At 69.9% G+C, this 20248-nt stretch carries 11 protein-coding genes and 1 riboswitch; of the genes, 9 read left to right on the top strand and 2 right to left on the bottom strand.

From position 1 onward, the window contains the following. Positions 1–348: 348 nt before the first annotated feature. A complete protein-coding gene (locus QN245_RS21080; RefSeq protein WP_317844162.1) occupies positions 349–2775 on the bottom strand; it encodes an AAA family ATPase in 2427 nt (808 codons plus the stop codon). A gap of 1003 nt (positions 2776–3778) precedes the next feature. On the opposite strand from QN245_RS21080, the gene QN245_RS21075 reads away from it, so the two are divergent. The 3 genes from QN245_RS21075 (at position 3779) to QN245_RS21065 (ending at position 12225) form a co-directional block, all read left to right on the top strand. Further along, complete coding sequence (locus tag QN245_RS21075; RefSeq protein ID WP_317844161.1) at positions 3779–7210, top strand: hybrid sensor histidine kinase/response regulator; 3432 nt, start codon at positions 3779–3781, stop codon at positions 7208–7210. Positions 7211–7356: 146 nt separating this feature from the next. Further along, a complete protein-coding gene (locus tag QN245_RS21070; RefSeq protein ID WP_317844160.1) occupies positions 7357–9189 on the top strand; it encodes a sulfotransferase in 1833 nt (610 codons plus the stop codon). Positions 9190–9513: 324 nt separating this feature from the next. Continuing rightward, positions 9514–12225, top strand: a complete 2712-nt coding sequence (locus QN245_RS21065; RefSeq protein WP_317844159.1) for a TonB-dependent receptor — start codon at positions 9514–9516, stop codon at positions 12223–12225. A gap of 355 nt (positions 12226–12580) precedes the next feature. Here the strand turns inward: QN245_RS21065 and mntP are convergent, their stop codons facing one another. Further along, entirely contained in the window at positions 12581–13156 is a 576-nt protein-coding gene (gene mntP / locus QN245_RS21060) for a manganese efflux pump MntP (protein ID WP_160969144.1), read from the bottom strand. A 505-nt stretch (positions 13157–13661) separates the two neighbouring features. Next, positions 13662–13861, top strand: a riboswitch (cobalamin riboswitch). Between the two features lie 139 nt (positions 13862–14000). Here mntP and QN245_RS21055 point away from each other — a divergent pair. From QN245_RS21055 to QN245_RS21030, 6 genes are read left to right on the top strand one after another with little or no spacing between them, the layout of a single operon-like run. Further along, the gene (locus tag QN245_RS21055; protein WP_317845411.1) at positions 14001–15515 is read left to right on the top strand and encodes a CoA-acylating methylmalonate-semialdehyde dehydrogenase; all 1515 of its coding nucleotides are present in this window, start codon (positions 14001–14003) and stop codon (positions 15513–15515) included. Beyond that, positions 15515–16705 (top strand): acyl-CoA dehydrogenase family protein, encoded by a 1191-nt coding sequence (locus QN245_RS21050; protein WP_160969142.1) that lies wholly within the window; start codon positions 15515–15517, stop codon positions 16703–16705. Before QN245_RS21055 ends, QN245_RS21050 begins: the two co-directional genes overlap by 1 nt. Then, positions 16702–17511 carry an enoyl-CoA hydratase gene (locus tag QN245_RS21045; RefSeq protein WP_317844158.1) on the top strand — a complete coding sequence of 270 codons (810 nt, stop codon included), beginning with the start codon at positions 16702–16704 and terminating at the stop codon, positions 17509–17511. Before QN245_RS21050 ends, QN245_RS21045 begins: the two co-directional genes overlap by 4 nt. Then, entirely contained in the window at positions 17496–18683 is a 1188-nt protein-coding gene (locus QN245_RS21040; protein WP_425612890.1) for an enoyl-CoA hydratase/isomerase family protein, read from the top strand. The genes QN245_RS21045 and QN245_RS21040 overlap by 16 nt, the downstream gene beginning before the upstream one ends. Continuing rightward, the gene (mmsB, locus tag QN245_RS21035) at positions 18680–19570 is read left to right on the top strand and encodes a 3-hydroxyisobutyrate dehydrogenase (protein WP_160969136.1); all 891 of its coding nucleotides are present in this window, start codon (positions 18680–18682) and stop codon (positions 19568–19570) included. The genes QN245_RS21040 and mmsB overlap by 4 nt, the downstream gene beginning before the upstream one ends. Beyond that, positions 19567–20229: an epoxyqueuosine reductase QueH gene (locus QN245_RS21030; protein WP_317844156.1), complete on the top strand. Its 663-nt coding sequence runs from the start codon at positions 19567–19569 to the stop codon at positions 20227–20229. Before mmsB ends, QN245_RS21030 begins: the two co-directional genes overlap by 4 nt. Positions 20230–20248: the final 19 nt, after the last annotated feature.

Here is a 20248-nt window from a genome sequence, read left to right as displayed (position 1 = left end):
TACTCAAATGTTTCATATGGTCGGCCAAGCATGTCAGGCCGATGCATTTCAAAAAGCCACATGTCGCACTTTGGATCGACTCGAGCGCACGTTCCCTTCTGCCAGATGTGGCCGGATGCGCCACTGTCTCGTAGGAGCGGCTTTAGCCGCGACAGGTATCCCCAGGAATGCCCTGTCGCGGCTAAAGCCACTCCTACAAGGGACACACCCCATCAAAATTGGAGGTGTTATTCGCCGCGACAAATGAAGCCGTCATGCTTCCGGTCGTATCTTCCCGGAAAGACCCGGGGCGGCATGCTTCAGCCCGCCAGTCAGCCGTCACGCGCCACGCCGACCAGCCCGAAGCACCTACACCGAAGCCCCCGCCGTCTCGACCAGATCATCCCACTGCAGCCGCGTACCGGAGGCGTCGTCGCTGTCCTGCAGGGCGCGGCGGACGGCGCGGCGCATGGCGCGGCTGATCCAGTTCTGCAGGTCGCGACCGGAGTGGCCTTCGCTGCGATCGGCGATCCAGGCCGCCGCCGCGTCGGCGTCGAGATCCAGCGGCTTGCCGTGCAGCAGGCGCGCGACGATGGCGGTACGCGCCGCGTGGTCGGGCAAGACGATGGCGATCTGCCGGTCCAGTCGCGACAGCAGCGCAGGGTCGATCGCGGCGGCATGGTTGCTGGCGGCGAGCAGGAACACCTGGCCTGTGTGGCTGGCGACGCCGTCCAGTTCCTGCAGCAACTGGCCGACGATCTCGCGGGTGAAGGCGTCGTCGCCGTCGGCACCGCGCGCCGGCGCGACGATGTCCAGTTCGTCGACGAACACGATGCACGGCGCCTGCGCCCGCGCACGCTCGAACGCGGCCTGCACGCGCTGGCCGGACTGGCCGAGGTAGCCGGCCTTGAGGTCGGCGCTGCTCAGGGCGATGAAGGCCAGGCCCGACTGGCTGGCGAGGATGCGCGCGACCTGGGTCTTGCCGGTGCCGGGCGGGCCGACCATCAGGATGCCGCGCGGCACCGGCACGCCCAGCGTGGCCAGGGTTTCGGCATTGCGCAGTTCCTTGCCCAGGCCGACGAACTCCTCGACGGTGGCGGCCGGCAGCACGATGTCGTCCCACCCGAGCGTGGCGACGGCAGTGGAACCCTTGCCACGCAGCGCGCGCAGTTGCGCCAGCAGGGTGGCGTTGTCGAGCGTACCGTCGACGCACTCGGCGGCGACCCGCGCGACCAGCGTGTGCAGGTCGCGGCCGGAGAGGCCGCTGCTGTCGGCGATCACCTGCGTATCCGGCTCCAGGGCGAAACCGGCACGCCGCAGTTCGGCGCCGAGGATGCGGGCACGCGCCGCGGCGTCGGGCAGGCCGATGGCGATGCTGGCGGTGAAGCGCGACAGGATCGCGTCGTCCAGCAGCGCCGGGCGGTTGGTCGCGCCGATCACCAGCACCTGCCCATGCGCGGCGTGGAAGCCGTCCCATTCGGCGAGGAAGGTCTGCACCAGCTCGGCGCCGAAGCTGTCGCTGTCGGCGCCGCCGCGGCGCGCGAACACGCTTTCGCACTCGTCGATGAACAGGATCGCCGGTGCGCGCTCGCGGCAGCGCTGCCAGATCGCCTGCACCTTGGGACCGGTGTGGCCGATGTGCGCGGCCTTCAGATCGGCCACGCCCAGCGCCTCGAAATGGCAGCCGGCATGGCGCGCCAGCTTGCGCGCGATCAGGGTCTTGCCGGTGCCCGGCGGCCCGTGCAGGAGCATGCCTTTCGGCGCCGGGGCGCGTCCGGACACGAACAGGTCGACCAGTTTCAGGATCTGGTCGAGCGTGGCGTCGGGCAGGGCGATGTCGGCCCAGTGCCGCTGCACCGCATCCAGGCTCTGCAGCCGCTGCTGCAGCGCGCGTTGCTGGGCGCGCGCGGTCTCCCAGGCCTGCACGTGATCGTGCAGCGCGGCGATCGGGGCCGCATCCTCCACGGCGTCCTGCGCGAGCGCGAGCGCCATGGCGTGCAGCGCCTGCGGCGCGGTCTCGGTCACGGCATGGTCGAGGACGATGCAGGCCGCGGCGTGGTCGGTGCCGGGCAGTACGATCAAGGCGAGCAGGCGCGGTTCGGCAGCGCCGTCATGCAATGCCAGCAGGCGCGCGCCGGACAGATCGCCATGCATGGCGGGAATGGACCAGCGGCCATGCAAGGCACGCTGCGGCCATGGTGCGCGGGTGACCGTGTACATGGAGGCCGCATCGCCTTGCGCCGCGTCGGCCACCTGTACCAGCGCCAGCGGCATGCGTGCGAACGCGTGCAGCGCGCGCCGCTCGGCATGGCTGTGGTGCCAGGCCAGCAACTGTGCACCGGCGGCGACCAGCAGGCCGTACGCCAATAGCGAAGGCAGCAGGCTTTGCAGCAGCAGGCTGCCATCGCCGTGCGGGCCGACCTGGCGCCACCAGTCCAGGAAGCCGCGCGTCTCGCCCAGCCAGTGCGCGCTCGTCCATGGCAGTACCAGCAGCAGGAGGCCGAGCAGTGCCGCCCGCCAACGCCAGTCCGGCAGCAGCGGCCGCAGTAGCAGTGCCGGTCCCCAGGCGCGGCGGCGTTCGCGCCGCACCGCCGCCCGCGCCGCTGCCCGGGCATGGGTAATGAAGCGGCGCCGGATCGTGGCCACCGCCTGCTCCACGGCCGGCAGGTGCCGCTCCACTTCCACCTCGGCTTGCGCCTGGCGCGCCTGCGCCTGCTGCACCTGCGTGTGCAGGCGCTGCGTCTGCTGTTGCAGCGACGGCGGGGGCGTCGGCGAGGCGGCCGGGATGCAGGACATCAGCGAGGGCGGGCGCAGGTGGTCACCGCGCGCATCTTAGCCCGAGCGCCGGTCGCGCTGCGGTGGCTGGTGGCGGATGGGATATTGCCTGGGTTGGACACGGCACGCCGGCGCGTGAGGCGAGTGCTGACATGGGAGGAGCGCATTTTTTGGAGAGGGATAGGGCGCAAGGTACGACGTGGCGCGTGGGTCTAGAGACCATCGCGGCTTCGTTCGTCGCGGCGGAAGCCGCTCCTACGCAGGGCTTGCAGCCCATGATGGCTATTGCCGTTGCCGTTGCCGTTGCCGTTGCCGTTGTTTTGGCCGTTGCTTTTGACTTACCGGGTTCCCTTCCGAAGCGGCGGCCAGCCCGGGGAAAAACCCCGAAGGGGCGGCGCACAGGGACGTGCGCCGTCCGCGGCAGGGGCAGGGCTCGCCGGAAAAAGGCGAAGCACTGCTTCGCCCCGGCGGGCGGGCTGGCGCCGTGAGGCGACTGCCCCGGACTTGGCTGCGAAGCAGACAAGCCCCTTCCGCGGATCCCCGGGCTGGACGCGGACCCGGAGCGCGCAGCGCGGAGGGCGCGAGGCAGGGTGTGCTTTCTTTTGGTTACTTTTCTTTGCACAAGCAAAGAAAAGTAACTCGCCGCAAGGCGAAAGCTTTGCCTTTGCCCTGGCTATGGTGGTTGCCGTGGCTTTTGCGCTTAGAAGCTTAAAAGCAACAGCAACGACTTTCGCCCTGACGGCGAGTTACTTTGATCAGCCTTCGGCTGCTGAGAAGCGCTTCTTTAGCTTGTGCAAAGAAAAGTAACCAAAAGAAGTGCTCCACCACAGCCGTAGGCTGGTCAAGCACACCCCGCCGTGGCTGCCGCGCCCGGGGGGCCATAAAGCAACAGCAACAGCAACAGTATCGCGGCAACCAGCCCGGTGCACGCGCAGCCCGAGCGAGACGCAACGACCCGAACCCCCGACTACGCCGAAACCCAGCGCACGCTCTAGACTGCACGCATCGTCGTGGGGGCTCGCCTTTGGTTTCCAGTTGGATCCTGCTGCTGGTGTCGGTCGGCTATGCGGCGCTGCTGTTCGCGGTGGCGTGGTGGGGCGACCGCCGTCCGCTGTACCCGGAGCGGCCATGGTTGCGGCCGGCGGTGTACAGCCTGGCGCTGGCCGTGTACTGCTCGTCGTGGACGTTCTACGGCGCAGTCGGCAGCGCAGTGCGCAACGGCGCCGGCTACCTGCCGATCTATCTGGGCCCGCTGTTGATGCTGCTGTTCGGCTGGCGCATCGTCGAGCGCCTGGCGCTGATCGCGCGCAGCGAGAACACGGTGTCCATCGCCGACTTCATCTCCTCGCGCTTCGGCCGCTCGCGGCGCCTGGCCGCACTGGTGGCGGTGATCGCCCTGGTCGGCGTGGTGCCGTACCTGGCGTTGCAGTACAAGGCGGTGGCGATGAGCCTGCAGGTGCTCAGCGGCCAGTCCAGCGCCGGTGCGCCGTTCTACGCCGACCCGGCGTTGTACGTGGCGTTGGGGATGGCGCTGTTCGCCACCTTGTTCGGCACCCGCCAGGTCGATGCCACCGAACACCACCACGGCATGATGCTGGCGATCGCGCTGGAGTCGGTGGTGAAGCTGCTGGCGATGGTGGCGGTGGGCGTATTCGCCTACGTGTGGCTGTCCGTGCGCGACGGCGGCCAGGTGCTGCAGTCGGCGCGCACGCTGTTCCAGAACACCCCGCCGGTGGGCTTCATCTCGCAGACCCTGCTCAGCTTCCTGGCGCTGGTGTGCCTGCCGCGGCAGTTCCACGTGGCGGTGGTGGAGTGCAGCGACGTCGGCGACATCCGCAAGGCGCGCTGGCTGTTCGGCCTGTACCTGGTGCTGATCTCGGCGATGGTGGTGCCGATCGCCGCGGCCGGCATCGCGCTGTTCGGCGGCGGCGACGTGGCCGACGACAGCATCGTGCTGGCGCTGCCGCTCGCCGAAAGCCGCACCGCGCTGGCCCTGGTTGCCTACGTGGGCGGGTTCTCCGCCGCCACCGGCATGGTCATCGTCTCCAGCATCGCGCTGGCGACGATGATCAGCAACGACCTGGTGATGCCGGTGCTGCTGCGCCGCCGCGGGCACCAGGCGGCCGGTGCCGACGTGGCCTCGAAGGTGCTGTGGATCCGCCGCCTGGCGATCCTGCTGCTGGCGCTGATCGCCTACGGCTACTACCGCAGCAGCAGCAACGACACGACGCTGGCCTCGTACGGGCTGATGGCCTTCGCCGCGGTGGCGCAGTTCGCGCCGGGGGTGATCGGCGGTCTGTACTGGCGCGGCGCCAGCCGCAAGGGCGTGGAGACCGGCATGGTGCTGGGCTTCGCCACCTGGATCTACACGCTGCTGCTGCCGGCGCTGACCCAGGCCGGCTGGCTGGCGCCGGCCTGGCTGCTGGACGGGCCGTTCGGCATCTCCTGGCTGCGCCCGCAGCAGCTGTTCGGCATGAGCGGCTGGGACCCGCTGGCGCACGGGACGTTCTGGTCGCTGCTGGTCAACGTCGGCACGATGATGCTGGTGTCGGCACGCTGGCGGCCGGGCCTGGACGAGCGCCTGCGCGCGGCGCCGTTCCTGGAGCCGTACTCGCAGCGCCCGGCGGTGGCCGGCGACTGGCTCGGGCAGGTGCGCGTGGTCGATCTGCAGGCGCTGGCCGAGCGCATGGTCGGCGAACGCCACGCCCGCCGCGCCTTTGCCGAGCAGGCGCAACTGCTCGGCCGCGAGCCGCAACCCAATGCCGTGGCCGACCGCGCCTGGGTGCAGTTCACCGAGCGCCTGCTCGCCGCCTCGATCGGCGCGGCCTCCGCGCGCCTGGTGCTGACCAGCCTGCTGCGCGGCTCGGGCATGGATCTGGGCGAGGTGGTGGCGGTGCTCGACGAGGCCGGGCAGGAGCTGCGCTTCAACCGCGAGATCCTCTCCACCACGCTGGAGAACATCAGCGCCGGGGTCAGCGTGGTCGATCCGGCGATGCGCCTGACCGCGTGGAACCGCCGCTACCAGCAGATGTTCGGCTACCCCGACGGCATGCTCTACGTCGGCCGGCCGGTCGCCGACCTGATCCGCTACAACGCCGAGCGCGGCGAACTCGGCGGCGGCGAGGTGGAGGACCAGATCGCCCGCCGCATCGCGCACATGCGCGCCGGCACCCCGCACGTGTTCGAACGCACCCGCAGCGACGGCAAGGTGATCGAGATGCGCGGCCAGCCGCTGCCCGGCGGCGGCTACGTCACCAGCTACAACGACATCACCGACTACAAGCGCGCCGAACAGGCGCTGCTTGAAGCCAACGAGACCCTGGAGCAGCGCGTGGCCGATCGCTCGCGCGAGGCCGAGCTGGCGCAGCAGTCCAAGACCCGCTTCCTGGCCGCGATCAGCCACGACGTGTTGCAGCCGCTCAACGCCGCACGCCTGTTCGCCTCGGCCTTGCGCGATGCGCATCAGAGCGAGGAGCAGCGGCACCTGGCCGAGCGCGTGGACGCCTCGCTGCGCGCGGCCGAGGAACTGCTCGACGGCCTGCTCGACGTGTCGCGGCTGGATGCCGGCGGCCTGCGCCCGACCATCGAGGACGTCGATGCCGGCCTGCTGCTGCGCGAACTGGCCGCGCAGTACAGCCCGATCGCCGCCGGCCGCGGCCTGCGGCTGCACGTGTACGCGCGCCCGCTGTGGGTGCGCAGCGATCGCCGGCTGCTGCGCCGGGTGCTGCAGAACTTCCTCGCCAACGCGCTGCGCTACACCCGCCAGGGCCGCATCGTGCTGGGCATGCGCCGCCGCGGCGCGGCGCTGGAGTTGCAGGTCTGGGACACCGGCCCGGGCATCCCGCCGCACCACATGCAGCAGATCTTCGACGAATTCCAGCGCTACCAGCAGCCGTTCGACTGGGGCGAGCAGGGGCTGGGTCTGGGCCTGTCGATCTGCCAGCGCATCTCGCGCCTGCTCGGCCACGACCTGGACGCGCGCAGCCGCGTCGGCCACGGCAGCATGTTCTCCATCAGCGTGCCGCGGGCGGCGCCGCCAGCGCAGGCGCAGCAACGCGCGCCACGCGCGGCGGCCGCCGCCGACTCGCTGGCCGGACTGCGCGTGCTGTGCGTGGACAACGACCAGGAGATCCTCGACGGCATGCGCGCACTGCTCGGCCGCTGGCAAGTGGAGGTGATCTGCGCCAGCACCGTCGACGAGGCGCTGGCGCAGGCCGCGCGCGCGCCGCACGTGATGCTGGTCGATTACCACCTGCACGACCGGCTCGACGGCCTGGAGACGCTGGACGCGCTGCGCGCGGCGATGCCCGGGCCGGTGGCCGGCGCGCTGCTCACCGCCGACGGCCGCGACGAACTGAAGCTGCAGGCCCGCGAGCGCGGCTACCGGCTGCTGACCAAGCCGGTCAAGCCGGCCTCGCTGCGCGCCTTCCTCACCGCCTATCACGATCCGATCTAGGGACCGTCGTGTGTTTTTGTAACGGCAATGTATGCGCTGTGTGGCAAGTGGCGGCGCGGCCGGCGTGGCGCACGGCGCGGGCCGGCGGCTAAGGTGGTGGACCGCCCACCACCCGCCTGCGCATGACCTCCCTGGACGACACCGCGATGCCTTCGCTCCCGGACCTGCTGGCGGCGCTGGAGGCCGGCCAGGCGCAGACGCTCGAACACGGTGCCCGCGCCTATCTGCGGCAGCGCCCCGACGATGTCCTGGCCAGCAGCCTGCTGGCGATGAGCCTGCAGATGCAGGGCCAGCCGGCGCCGGCCGCCGCCGTGTACCGCGCGCTGGCCGAGCGCGAGCCGCACGAAGTGGCGCACTGGAACAACCTGGGCACGGCGCTGCGCGAGGCCGGCGAACCCGGCCCGGCCGGCGAGGCCTATCTTCGCGCCCGCGCGCTGGCGCCGGACGATCCGCTGCCGCACCACAATCTGGGCCTGCTGGCGATGGACGCCGGCGACTACGCCGCTGCCCGCGAACATTTGCTCGATGCGCATGCGCTGGCGCCGCAGGCCCCGCCGCTGTGCGTGCACGCGGCGATGGCCTGCCACGAATGCGGCGACTTCCAGCGCGTACAGGCACTGATCGCCGACTGGCGGCAGTGGCCGCCGCTGGGTCCGGACACCACCGTGGAACTGGCCTGGCTGCTGTCGCAGGGCGGCGCGACCGATGTCGCCTGCACGCTGCTGCGCGCCTGCGCCGAAGGACCGATGGCACAGCCGGCGCGGGCCTGGTCGCGGCTGGTGCTGGTGCTCGAACGCGCCAATCGCCTGCCGCAGGCGCGCGAGGCCGCCGCGCAGCTGCCGCCGCCGGAGCGGATCGACGACCCCGACGTGCGCCAGGACGCTGCCAACGCGCTGGCGGTGCTGGCCATGCGCGAGGGCCACTGGCAGCAGGCGCATGCGCTGCTGCGCGGGCTGCTGGCCGACGGCAGTGCGGTCGACCGGCGCAAGCAGAGCAATCTGTTCTTCGCCCTGGCGCGGGTCTGCGACCGCCTGGGCCTGCATGACGAAGCGCTGGATGCCTGCGCGCAGGGCCACGCCGGCCAGGTCGACGGCCTGGCCGCGCTGGTGCCGGAACTGGCGGCGGCGGATGCGCCGCCGTTGCCGGTCGCGCGTTCTCGCTGGGACCCGGCGCGCCATGCCGCGGCGCGGCCGGTGAAGGCGCCGGCGATGGCGGACTCGCCGATCTTCGTGGTCGGCTTCCCGCGCTCGGGTACCACCCTGCTGGAACAGATGCTCGACGCCCATCCGCAGTTGGTCGCGATGGACGAGCGGCCGTTCCTGCAGGGACTGGCCGATCGCCTGGAGGCCCGCGGGGTGGCCTGGCCGGACGGGCTGGGCGACCTCGACGATGCCGCCTGCGCCGAGTTGCGCGCCGAGTACTGGCAGGCGGTGCGCGGGGTAGTGCAGCTGCAGCCGGGCCAGCGCCTGGTCGACAAGAACCCGCTGAACCTGCTGCGTCTGCCGCTGATCCGGCGGCTGTTCCCGGAGGCCCCGGTGATCCTGGCGTTGCGCCATCCCTGCGACGTGCTGCTGAGCTGCTACATGCAGGCGTTCCGCTCGCCGGCCTTCGCCCTGCTGTGTTCCAGCCTGCCGCGGTTGGCCCGCGGCTATGCCGATGCGATGGAGTTCTGGCTGTATCACGCCGCCTTGCTGCAGCCGCGCGCGCTGGAACTGCGTTACGAGGACCTGGTGGCCGACCCGCAGGCGCAGGTGGCGCGGTTGGGGCAGTTCCTGCACCTGGAGCAGCCGGAACGCCTGCTGGAGTTCCAGCGGCATGCGCAGGGCAAGGGCTTCATCAGCACGCCGAGCTACGCGCAGGTGGTGGAGGGCATCAACCGCAAGGCCCTGGACCGCTGGCGTGCCTACCAGGATGCCTTCGCCCCGGTGCTGCCGGTACTGCAGCCGTTCCTGCAGCGCTGGGATTACCGCGGCGCTTGAGTCCCGCGCGGTTGCCTGAATCGTTCCCGTCTGCCGGTTGAACGGTAAGGACGCCGCGTGCGCTGCAGCCGGTTGCAGTGGCGTTTTTGTCAGGCCCTGGCGCACGTTGGCACACCGAAACAACACCCCTCTTATAAAAAACTAACAAGTGCCTGACGGTCCTGTAATGGACCGCAGGCCCGAGGCATCCATTCCACCCGCCGCGCAGCCGCGCGTTCGGGACGCTTCGCGCCTGCGTGCAGCGCTGGCGCTTGTCGCACATCACATGAGGTCTTCCCGATGTCCGTAGCAAAGAACAGACTCGCCCACGCCGTTTGCCTGGCCATGGCGACGCTTCCCGCCACGCTCTATGCGCAGAGCGCCGCGCCGGCGGCGGCCGCGTCCGGCGATGCGCCGGTGACCCTGGACAAGCTCACCGTCACCGGTTCGCTGGTGCGTCGCGTGGACGTGGAGACCGCCAGCCCGGTCGCCGTGGTCGATCGCCAGCAGATCCAGCAGAGCGGCAAGCAGACCCTGGGCGATCTGCTGCAGGCGCTGCCCGGTATCGCCGGTGCCGCCACCAACCCGCAGGTCAACAACGGCGGCGGCGACGGCGCCTCGACCATCTCGCTGCGCGGCCTCGGCGACGAGCGCACGCTGATCCTGATCGACGGCCACCGCATCCAGAACAACGACGTCAACTCGATCCCGGCCAACATGATCGACCACGTCGAAGTGCTGAAGGTCGGCGCCTCGGCGATGTACGGCTCCGATGCCATCGGCGGCGTGGTCAACTTCATCCTGCGCAAGAACTTCGAAGGCGGCGAAGTCTCGGCCAACTATGGCCAGACCAGCCGCGGCGACGGCGCGCGCCAGGGCGGCAGCTTCACCTTCGGCAAGACCTGGGACCGCGGCAACGTCGTGGTCGGCCTGGACTACAACAAGCAGAAGGAGGTCTCCACCGCCAATCGCGCGTTCTCCAAGTACGCGATGTACCTGTCCAGCGGCAGCGTCTACAAGGGCGGTTCCGCGCGCACGCCGACCGGCTACTACAAGCTGCCGGCGGCGACCCTGGCGGCCAACGGCTGCGCCGCCGACGGCGCGCTGACCGGCAACGGCAGCGGTGGCTACAAGTGCTACAGCTCCTCGGCCGATTCCTACAACTACGAGGCGCAGAACCTGCTGCTGACCCCGCAGCAGCGCGTCGGCGGCTTCGTGCTCGGCAGCTTCAACATCACCGACTCGATGCAGGCGTACGTCAACGCCTACCACAACCACACCATGTCCAACTTCGCGATCGCGCCGCTGCCGCTCGATGCGCAGAACGACGGCATCACCATCGCCGCCAACAATCCGTACAACCCGTTCGGTGTGGAGTTCGGCCCCAACGGCTACGAGTATCAGACGCGCTTCACCTCGCTCGGCCAGCGCGAAGGCTTCTACGACACCGCCACCGACCAGGACGTGATCGGCCTGAAGGGCGGCATCGGCGACAGCAGCTGGGTGTGGGACGCCAACTTCAACTACGGCCACTACCGCCAGCGCAACTGGAGCCACGGCTACGTCGATTACGCCGCGCTGCAGAACGCCATCAATGCCGGGCAGGTCAACATCCTCGACCAGGGCAGCCCGACCACGGTCGCCTGGCTGCAGAGCAACGAGTCGATCCCGCGCCAGGAAACCACCACCATCATGCGCCAGTGGGAAGCCAGCGCCAACGGCAGCCTGTGGGACATGCCGGCCGGCGCCGCGCAGCTGGCGGTCGGTGCGCTGTACCGCAAGGAGAGCCTGAGCTCCAGCGTGTCGGCCAACGCGCTGATCAACAGCGACAACACCTGTGCGGTCTCCTCCGAAGCCTGCGCCTCGCCGCTGAGCGGCAGCTTCAACGTCAAGGAAGCCTACGCGCAGCTGTTCCTGCCGGTGCTGGAGCAGTCCTCGCCGATCGGCGCGCTCAACCTGACGCTGAGCGATCGCTACTCCGACTACAGCAGCGTACGTTCGGGCAACAACAGCGCCTCGTTCCAGGTGGAATGGCGGCCGATCCACGACCTGATGGTGCGTGGCACCGCGGCGCAGGTGTTCCGCGCGCCGACCATCACCGACATCTACCAGGGCCCTACCGCCGACGCGCCGAACTTCATCGATCCGTGCGTCGGCTATAGCGGCAGCGGCCATGACAACGCCTGCGCCGGCGTGCCGGCCGGCTTCAGCGGCACGGGCCTTTCGCAGACCAACGCGATCAAGTCCGGTGCCACCTATGTCGGCTACCAGCTCAAGCCGGAGAAGGGCACCTCGTTCGATTACGGCCTGGTCTACAGCCCCGAGTACGTGCCGGGCCTGTCGGTCAACCTCGACTGGTGGAAGGTCAAGCTCAATGATCTGATCCAGCCGATCTCCGCGCAGACCGTGGCCGATCTCTGCTACAACGACAACAACAGCCCGTACTGCAGCTACATCCACCGCTATCCCGCCAGCAGCGTCAGCGCCGGCAACATCGACTACATCCAGACGCCGGTGGTGAACATCGGCAAGCTCAATACCCAGGGCATCGACCTGGGGGCGAGCTACGCGCTGCCCGCCACCGACTACGGCAAGTTCACCGTGACCGTGGACAGCACCTACCTGCACCGCTACGACATCGACACCGGGGACACGGTGGTGCACATGGCCGGCCGCTACAACTCGTCCTACGGCAACTACGCGCACTGGCGCGCGCATGCCCTGCTCGGCTGGAAGCTGGGCAACTGGGATGCGAGCTGGACCACGCGCTGGATCGGCAAGATGCAGGTCGGCAGCGGCGACCTGACCCAGAACATGTCCGCCGATGCGGCGTTCAAGGGCGTGGTGCTGGACTACGGCAGCTACATGTACCACAACCTGCAGGTGGGCTACGACATGGCCGGGGCCAACCTGCGCCTGGATCTTGGCGTGGACAACCTGACCAACAAGCAGCCGCCGATGATGTACCAGAACAACGTGTTGAACGCGAACACCGACGTGAGCACCTACGACACGCTGGGCCGCTACTACTGGATGCGTGCCACGTACAAGTTCTAATGCGCAGCAAGGTGTTGCGAAGTAAATGGCATCGGCGCCTCTTCATGGGGCGCTGATTCCAAGTGGGTAATGCCTGGTTGTTGGTTTGGTGCTGGTGAGGATTTCCCGAACACGCCATCAATTTCAACGGCAAGTTATGGATTCTTCCCGCAGAACTCATGATGTTGGTCGCGCCGCGCACCCAACTCCCTGGGTGGCGCTGCGCAGTGCCATCACTGCATCCTGTCCACCTACCTGGACTTCACTGACAGGCCGGCCTGACCCAAGGCGCCGGCATGGCGAGATGGGCGCGCACCGTCGTCGCACATCCCCAATCCCGAATCCCCAATCCCGGCCGAAACAGGCGCCGCGGCGCTCACCCCGCGCCGTGCAGATGCTCGAACAGGATGGTGCTGCCGATCGCGATCAGCAGGGCGCCGCCGACGATCTCCGCACGCTTGCCGGCGAGCGCGCCGAGCGCGCGGCCGAGCATGATGCCCAGGGTGACCATGGTCAGCGTGCACAGGCCGATGATCGCCGCGACCTCGACGATGTTCACGTCCAGGAAGGCCAGGCCGACGCCGACCGCCATCGCGTCGATGCTGGTGGCGAACCCGGTGGCGGCCAGGCTCCAGAAGCCGTGACGCTTGGGCGCGGCCTCGTCGGGCGCGTCGGACTCCGGCTTGAGGCCGGCGACGATCATGTGCACGCCCAGCGCGCCGAGCAGGCCGAAGGCGATCCAGTGGTCGAAGGCGACCACGTACTTGGACGCGGCTTGGCCAAGCACCCAGCCCAGCGCGGGTGTCAGTGCCTCGATGCAGCCGAAGATCAGGCCGGCGCGCAGCGCGTCGGCCCAGCGTGGGCGTTGCATCGCCGCGCCCTTGCCGACGGCGGCGGCGAAGGCGTCGGTCGACATGGCGATGCCGAGCAGGAGAATCGAAAGAAACGACATGGGGGACCGTACCGGGACAGGCGACAACGACGAGCGCGCGCGCCCGGCCTTCGCCTTGCGCACTCGCCGCTGGTCTCGCCAACCGAACTGGCTGCCCGTACCACGGCGCATCGGCCGAGTGTGTTGACACGGGCGCTGTCCGCGCAGGTCGGACAGCAGGCTACTCCCCAAGGGGACGCGCAGTCTAACAGCGGCCAACTGCGGCGAACATCCCTGGAACGCACGCGAACCTGCAGCTTCTCTTCTTAGCATCGGCTATAGCGGGGCGTGCCGGCCGGCGTTCCGCGTGGGGTGCTGCGATGGCCCGCAGCGCCCGTGATCACTGCAGCGCATTCGGTTGATCGCTGCAGGGAATCCGGTGTCGCCGCTGCGGCGCTGTGCATGCTGGTGATACGCGCCGCCTGCTGAGGCGAACGCGGCTGTGCGCGGTCGGTAATGGCGCGCTGCTTGCCGACGCCAACACCGCGCGCTGCGCTGCAGCGTGTTGCTGTCGCCGCGGCGCGACTACACTGGCCACGCTTCAGGTGCCTGGTCGTCGCAAGACGCACCGGGTGAAACGGGAAGCCGGTCCGATGCCGGCGCTGCCCCCGCAACGGTAGGCGAGAACACCCGACAACAGACCACTGCGCAAGCGGGAAGGTGTCGGGGTGATGCGGTCGCGCATTGCTCGCAAGCCCGGAGACCGGCCTGACGTGGACGTCCTGCGACGTTCTTTCTCGGGTGTTGCGGTGGGCAACCTGACGAGCGGAACGACGTCGGGGCCCTTGCGCCGCGCGTTCGCTTGTCCTGTCCATCGCCGCCCGCCCGGTGGTGATGCGATGAGGAGACAGGACCCGTGAACCAGATGACCCGGACCGGCGCCGACGTGGCGACCGTCAAGCTCTTGATCGACGGCGCGTTCGTCGAATCCAGCAGCAGCCAATGGCGCGAGGTCGTCGATCCGGCGACCCAGGACGTGCTCGCGCGCGTGCCGTTCGCCACGGCCGCGGAAGTGGATGCCGCCGTGGCCGCCGCGCAACGCGCATTCGCGAGTTGGCGCAAGACGCCGATCGGTACCCGTGCGCGGATCTTCCTGGCCTATCAGCAGCTGATCCGTGCGCACATGGGCGAGCTGGCGGCGATCCTCACCCGCGAGCAGGGCAAGACCCTGGCGGACGCGGAAGGCGACGTGTTCCGCGGCCTGGAAGTGGTGGAACAGGCCGCGGCGATCGGCAACCTGCAGCTCGGCGAACTGGCCAACAACGTCGCCAACGGCGTGGATACCTACACGCTCTTGCAGCCGTTGGGCGTGTGCGCCGGCATCACCCCGTTCAACTTCCCGGCGATGATCCCGCTGTGGATGTTCCCGATGGCCATCGCCACCGGCAACACCTTCGTGCTCAAGCCATCCGAGCAGGATCCGCTGGTGACCATGCGCCTGGTCGAACTGGCGGTGCAGGCGGGCGTGCCCAAGGGCGTGCTGAACGTCGTGCATGGCGGCGCCGAGGTGGTCGATGCGCTGTGCGACCACGCCGACATCAAGGCGCTGTCGTTCGTCGGCTCCACCAAGGTCGGCACCCACGTCTACCGGCGTGCGGCGCTGGCCGGCAAACGCGTGCAATGCATGATGGGCGCGAAGAACCATGCGGTGGTGTTGCCGGATGCGGCGCGCGAGCAGACCCTCGACGCGTTGGTGGGGGCGGCCTTCGGCGCCGCCGGCCAGCGCTGCATGGCCGCTTCGACGCTGGTGCTGGTCGGCGAGGCGCGGCAGTGGATTCCGGCGCTGGTGGCCAAGGCGCAGACGCTGAAGGTCAACGCCGGCAGCGAACCCGGCACCGATCTGGGGCCGGTGATCTCGCGCAGTGCGCGCGAGCGCATCGAAGCGCTGATCGCCACCGGCATCGCCGAGGGCGCGACGCTGGAACTGGACGGACGCAACCCGACGGTGCCCGGATTCGCTCATGGCAACTTCGTCGGCCCGACGATCTTCTCCGGGGTCGCGCCGGGCATGCGCATCTACGACGAGGAGATCTTCGGCCCGGTGCTGGTGATCCTGGAGGCGGCCACGCTGGAGGACGCGATCGCCCTGGTCAACGCCAATCCGAACGGCAACGGCACGGCGCTGTTCACCCAGTCCGGCGCCGCCGCACGCAAGTTCCAGGAGGAGATCGACGTCGGCCAGGTCGGCATCAACGTGCCGATCCCGGTGCCAGTGCCGCTGTTCTCGTTCACCGGTTCGCGCGCCTCCAAGCTCGGCGACCTCGGCCCCTACGGCAAGCAGGCGGTGCAGTTCTACACGCAGACCAAGACCGTCACTGCGCGCTGGTTCGACGATGCCGGCGCCGGGCAGGGCGTCAACACCACGATCCGCCTGTCGTGATGGCCGCGGCGATGCAGTGGCCGCTGGAGCAGTCGGCCGATGTCGGGCTGGACGAGGCGCAGCGCGCCTATCGCGAGGCCGCGCGCGGCTTCGCCCAGGCCGAACTGGCGCCGCACGCGGCGCGCTGGGACGCGGACGGGATCTTTCCGCGCGAGGCGATCGGCAAGGCCGGCGAACTCGGCTTCTGCGGCCTGTACGTGGACGAGCACGCCGGCGGCAGCGGGCTGTCGCGCCTGGATGCGGCGATCGTGTTCGAGGAACTGGCCGCGGTCGATCCGTCCACCGCGGCCTTCATCAGCATCCACAACATGGCCACCTGGATGCTGACCCGTTTCGCCACGCCGGCCGTGTGCAGGGACTGGGGCGCGGCGTTGGCCAGTGGCGCCAAGCTCGCCTCGTACTGCCTGACCGAACCCGGCGCAGGCTCCGACGCGGCCGCGCTGAAGACCCGGGCGGTGCGCGATGGCGACGGCTACCGCATCGACGGCAGCAAGGCGTTCATTTCCGGCGCCGGCGCGACCGACCTGCTGGTGGTGATGGCACGCACCGGCGAGGACGGCCCGCGCGGCATCAGCGCCTTCGCGGTGCCGGCCGATGCGGCGGGCATCGCCTATGGGCGCAACGAGGACAAGCTGGGCTGGCACAGCCAGCCGACCCGCGCGGTGAGTTTCGACGGCGTGCGCGTGCCGCTCGCGCATCGCCTGGGCGAGGAAGGCGAGGGCTTCCGCATCGCGATGCGCGGCCTCGACGGCGGCCGCCTCAACATCGCTGCGTGCTCGCTGGGGGCGGGGCAGGGCGCGCTGGATGCGGCGCGGCGCTACCTGGGCGAGCGCCGCCAGTTCGGCAAGAAGCTCGCCGAATTCCAGGCCCTGCAGTTCACCCTGGCCGACATGGCCACGCAGCTGGTCGCCGCGCGGCAGATGGTGCACACCGCCGCACGCAAGCTCGACGCCGGCGCGCGCGATGCGACGGTGTGGTGCGCGATGGCCAAGCGCTTCGCCACCGATGCCGGCTTTTCGATCTGCAACGACGCGCTGCAGCTGCACGGTGGCTACGGCTACATCCGCGAGTACCCGGTCGAACGCCTGCTGCGCGACAGCCGGGTGCACCAGATCCTGGAAGGCACCAACGAAATCATGCGCGTGATCGTCGCGCGCCACCTGTTGAACACCGAAGAGGAATTGCGATGAGCGCCGCCGACACCTCCTACCGCCGCCGGGACTGGACCGGGCTGGCCCTGCAGATCGACGGCCACACTGCCGTGGTCACCCTGTCCAATCCGCCGGCCAACACCTGGACCGTGCACAGTCTGCGTGCGCTGCGCGAGCTGGTCGACGCGCTGGACGCCGATCGCGACATCTATGCGCTGGTGCTCGTGGGCGCCGGCGAGAAGTTCTTCAGCGCCGGTGCCGACCTCAAGCAGTTCGCCGACGGCGACAAGGCGCTGGCGCGCGAAGCGGCCCGCCGCTTCGGCGAGGCCTTCGAGGCGCTGAGCGGATTCCGCGGCGTCAGCATCGCCGCGATCAACGGCTATGCGATGGGCGGCGGGCTCGAAGCGGCGTTGGCCTGCGACCTGCGCATCGCCGAGGCGCAGGCGCAGATGGCCTTGCCCGAAGCGACGGTCGGCCTCCTGCCCTGCGCCGGCGGCACCCAGAACCTGCCGCGGCTGGTCGGCGAAGGCTGGGCCAAGCGCATGATCCTGCTCGGCGAACGGGTCGATGCCGAGACCGCGCTGCGGATCGGCCTGGTCGAGGAAGTCGTGCCGAGCGGACAGGCGCTGGCGCGCGCGCTGGACTGGGCGGCCAAGGCGGCGCGGCAGAGTCCGATCAGCGTGGCCGCGGCCAAGCGCCTGGTGCAGGCCACCCGCATGCAGTCGCATGCGAGCGCGCTGATCAGCGAGCGCGAGGCGTTCGTGGATCTGTTCGACAGCGCCGACCAGGCCGAGGGCGTCAACGCCTTCCTCGGCAAGCGTGCGCCTGTATGGAGGAACGCGTGAGCGCGCTCGCCACCGACGCCGCCGCGGTGCTGTTCGAGACACGTGCCGCTGGCGACGGCCGCCGCATCGGCATCGCCACGCTCAACGCGCTGCGCACGCTCAACGGCCTGTCGCTGGAGATGGCGCGCCTGCTGGATGCGCAGCTGACGCAGTGGGCGCAGGACGCGACGGTGGCGCTGGTGGTGTTGCAGGGCGCGGGCGAGAAGGCGTTCTGCGCCGGCGGCGATCTGCATGGCCTGTATCGCGGAATGCGCGAGCGTGCGGCGCGCGGCGTTGACGCGCAGGCGGACCCGCGCGGCGATGCGCATGCCGAGGCCTTCTTCGAAACCGAGTACCGCCTCGACTACCGCATCCATACCTTCCCCAAGCCGGTGCTGTGCTGGGGCCACGGCATCGTGATGGGCGGCGGGATCGGGCTGATGGCGGGCGCCAGCCACCGCGTGGTCGGCGAACGGTCCCGGCTCGCCTTCCCCGAGATCACGGTTGGCCTGTTTCCCGACGTCGGCGGCAGCTGGCTGCTGTCGCGGGTGCCGGCGCATGCGGGCCTGTTCCTTGCCTTGACCGGCGCGCCGCTGGGCGCCGGCGATGCGATCTATGCCGGCATGGCCGATGTGCACGTGCCGGAGGCGGCGCGCGCGGAGGTGCTGGCCGCCCTGCAGGCGACGGCCTGGCCGGCCGCCGCGCACGACACCTCGCACGCGCTGGACGCGCTGCTGGCCCGCTTCGCCACGCCTGCGCCGGCCGGCCCGTTGCAACGGCACGCCGCCGCGATCGCCGACGCCTGCGCGCATTCCACGCTGGACGCGGCGGTGGCGGCGATCGCCGGCCTCGACGCCACCGATCCGTGGATCGCGACGGCGCAGGCGACGTTGGCGGCCGGCGCGCCAGGCTCGGCACGGCTGGCCTTCGAGCTGCAGCAGCGCGCCGCATCGCTGTCGTTGGCCGAGGTGTTCCGGCTGGAGTACACCGTCGCCTTGCACTGCGCCGCGCATGGCGATTTCGCCGAAGGCATCCGCGCGCTGCTGATCGACAAGGACCGCGCCCCGCACTGGCAGCCGGCCACGCTCGAGGCCGCGTCCGCCGCGTGGGCGCACGATTTCTTCCACGCGCCCTGGCCGCCGCAGGCCCACCCCCTGGCCGATCTCGGCCGCCACACGGAGACCCGCGCATGAGCCGGATCGCCTTCATCGGTTTGGGCAACATGGGCGGCCCGATGGCCGTCAACCTGGTCAAGGCCGGGCACGTGGTCCGCGTGTTCGACCTCAACCCCACCGCCCTCGCGGCTGCCGCCGCCGCTGGCGCGCATGCGGCCGACAGCGCGGTGGCCGCGGTCGCCGAGGCCGAGGTGGTGATCTCGATGCTGCCGGCCAGCCGCCACGTCGAAGACCTGTTCCTCGGTGCGCAGGGGCTGCTCGCGCACATTCCCGCAGGCGCGCTGCTCATCGACAGCAGCACGATCGCTCCCGCCTCCGCACGCGCGCTGGCCGCTGCGGCCGAGGCCCGCGGCCTGCAGCCGCTGGATGCGCCGGTGTCCGGCGGCACCGCCGGCGCCGCTGCCGGGACCTTGACCTTCATCGTCGGCGGCCCGGCCGCCACCCTGGAGCGCGCGCGGCCGGTACTGGAGGCGATGGGCCGCAACATCTTCCACATGGGCGAGGCCGGCGCCGGGCAGGTGGCCAAGCTGTGCAACAACATGGCGTTGGGGGTGATCATGGCCGCGACCGGCGAAGCGCTCGCGCTGGGCGCCGCGCATGGGCTGGATCCGGCGGCGCTGTCGCGGATGATGGCGGTCAGCACCGGCCGCAGCTGGGCCACCGAGGTCTGCAACCCGTGGCCGGGCGTGCTGGAACAGGCGCCGGCCTCGCGCGGCTACAGCGGCGGCTTCGGCAGCGACCTGATGCTCAAGGACCTGGGCCTGGCCGCGGAGGCGGCGATGGCCACCGGCGCGGCGATCCCGCTCGGCGAACTGGCGCGCAACCTGTACGCGCTGAACCGCCGCCAGGGCCGCGGCGGCCTGGACTTCTCCAGCGTCGTGCAACTGTTGGCGGATTCGCCATGAGCAATGTCCGCGAGCGCCTGACCCTGCCCGGCGACGGTGGACGCCTGCTGCTGCACTCGTGTTGCGCGCCGTGTTCCGGCGAGTTGATGGAGGCCTTCGTCGAGTCCGGTATCGACTACACGGTGTTCTTCTACAACCCCAACATCCACCCGGCCAGGGAATACGAACTGCGCAAGCAGGAGAACATCCGCTTCGCCGAACAGCATGGCGTGCCCTTCGTCGACGCCGACTACGACACCGACAACTGGTTCGCCCGCGCCCGGGGCATGGAGAACGAGCCCGAACGCGGCATCCGCTGCACGATGTGCTTCGACATGCGCTTCGAGCGCACCGCGCTGTACGCGCACGAGCACGGCTATGCGGTGATGACCAGTTCGCTGGGCATTTCGCGCTGGAAGGACATGCGCCAGATCACCGACAGCGGTATCCGTGCGGCGTCCCCGTACCCGGCGCTGACCTACTGGGACTACAACTGGCGCAAGCACGGTGGCGCCGCGCGCATGGTCGAGATCAGCAAGCGCGAGCGCTTCTACCAGCAGGAATACTGCGGCTGTGTGTATTCGCTGCGCGACACCAACCGCCACCGCCGCGCGCAGGGCCGCGAACGGATCAAGCTCGGCGTGGTGTTCTATGGCGACGAGGACGGGACATCGGGCTGAGCGTGGCCTGCAGGCCGGA

This window comes from Xanthomonas rydalmerensis, from assembly GCF_033170385.1.
Classification (GTDB): domain Bacteria; phylum Pseudomonadota; class Gammaproteobacteria; order Xanthomonadales; family Xanthomonadaceae; genus Xanthomonas_A; species Xanthomonas_A rydalmerensis.
The sequence above is the reverse complement of the archived record's forward strand: the minus strand, read 5'-3'. Positions and strand labels throughout refer to the sequence as shown.

Coding starts and splice junctions, on each gene's coding strand:
- QN245_RS21080 (WP_317844162.1), bottom strand. CDS start 2,775: ATGTCCTGCATCCCGGCCGCCTCGCCGACGCCCCCGCCGTCGCTGCAA.
- QN245_RS21070 (WP_317844160.1), top strand. CDS start 7,357: ATGCCTTCGCTCCCGGACCTGCTGGCGGCGCTGGAGGCCGGCCAGGCG.
- QN245_RS21065 (WP_317844159.1), top strand. CDS start 9,514: ATGGCGACGCTTCCCGCCACGCTCTATGCGCAGAGCGCCGCGCCGGCG.
- mntP (WP_160969144.1), bottom strand. CDS start 13,156: ATGTCGTTTCTTTCGATTCTCCTGCTCGGCATCGCCATGTCGACCGAC.
- QN245_RS21055 (WP_317845411.1), top strand. CDS start 14,001: ATGACCCGGACCGGCGCCGACGTGGCGACCGTCAAGCTCTTGATCGAC.
- QN245_RS21050 (WP_160969142.1), top strand. CDS start 15,515: ATGGCCGCGGCGATGCAGTGGCCGCTGGAGCAGTCGGCCGATGTCGGG.
- QN245_RS21045 (WP_317844158.1), top strand. CDS start 16,702: ATGAGCGCCGCCGACACCTCCTACCGCCGCCGGGACTGGACCGGGCTG.
- QN245_RS21040 (WP_425612890.1), top strand. CDS start 17,496: ATGGAGGAACGCGTGAGCGCGCTCGCCACCGACGCCGCCGCGGTGCTG.
- mmsB (WP_160969136.1), top strand. CDS start 18,680: ATGAGCCGGATCGCCTTCATCGGTTTGGGCAACATGGGCGGCCCGATG.
- QN245_RS21030 (WP_317844156.1), top strand. CDS start 19,567: ATGAGCAATGTCCGCGAGCGCCTGACCCTGCCCGGCGACGGTGGACGC.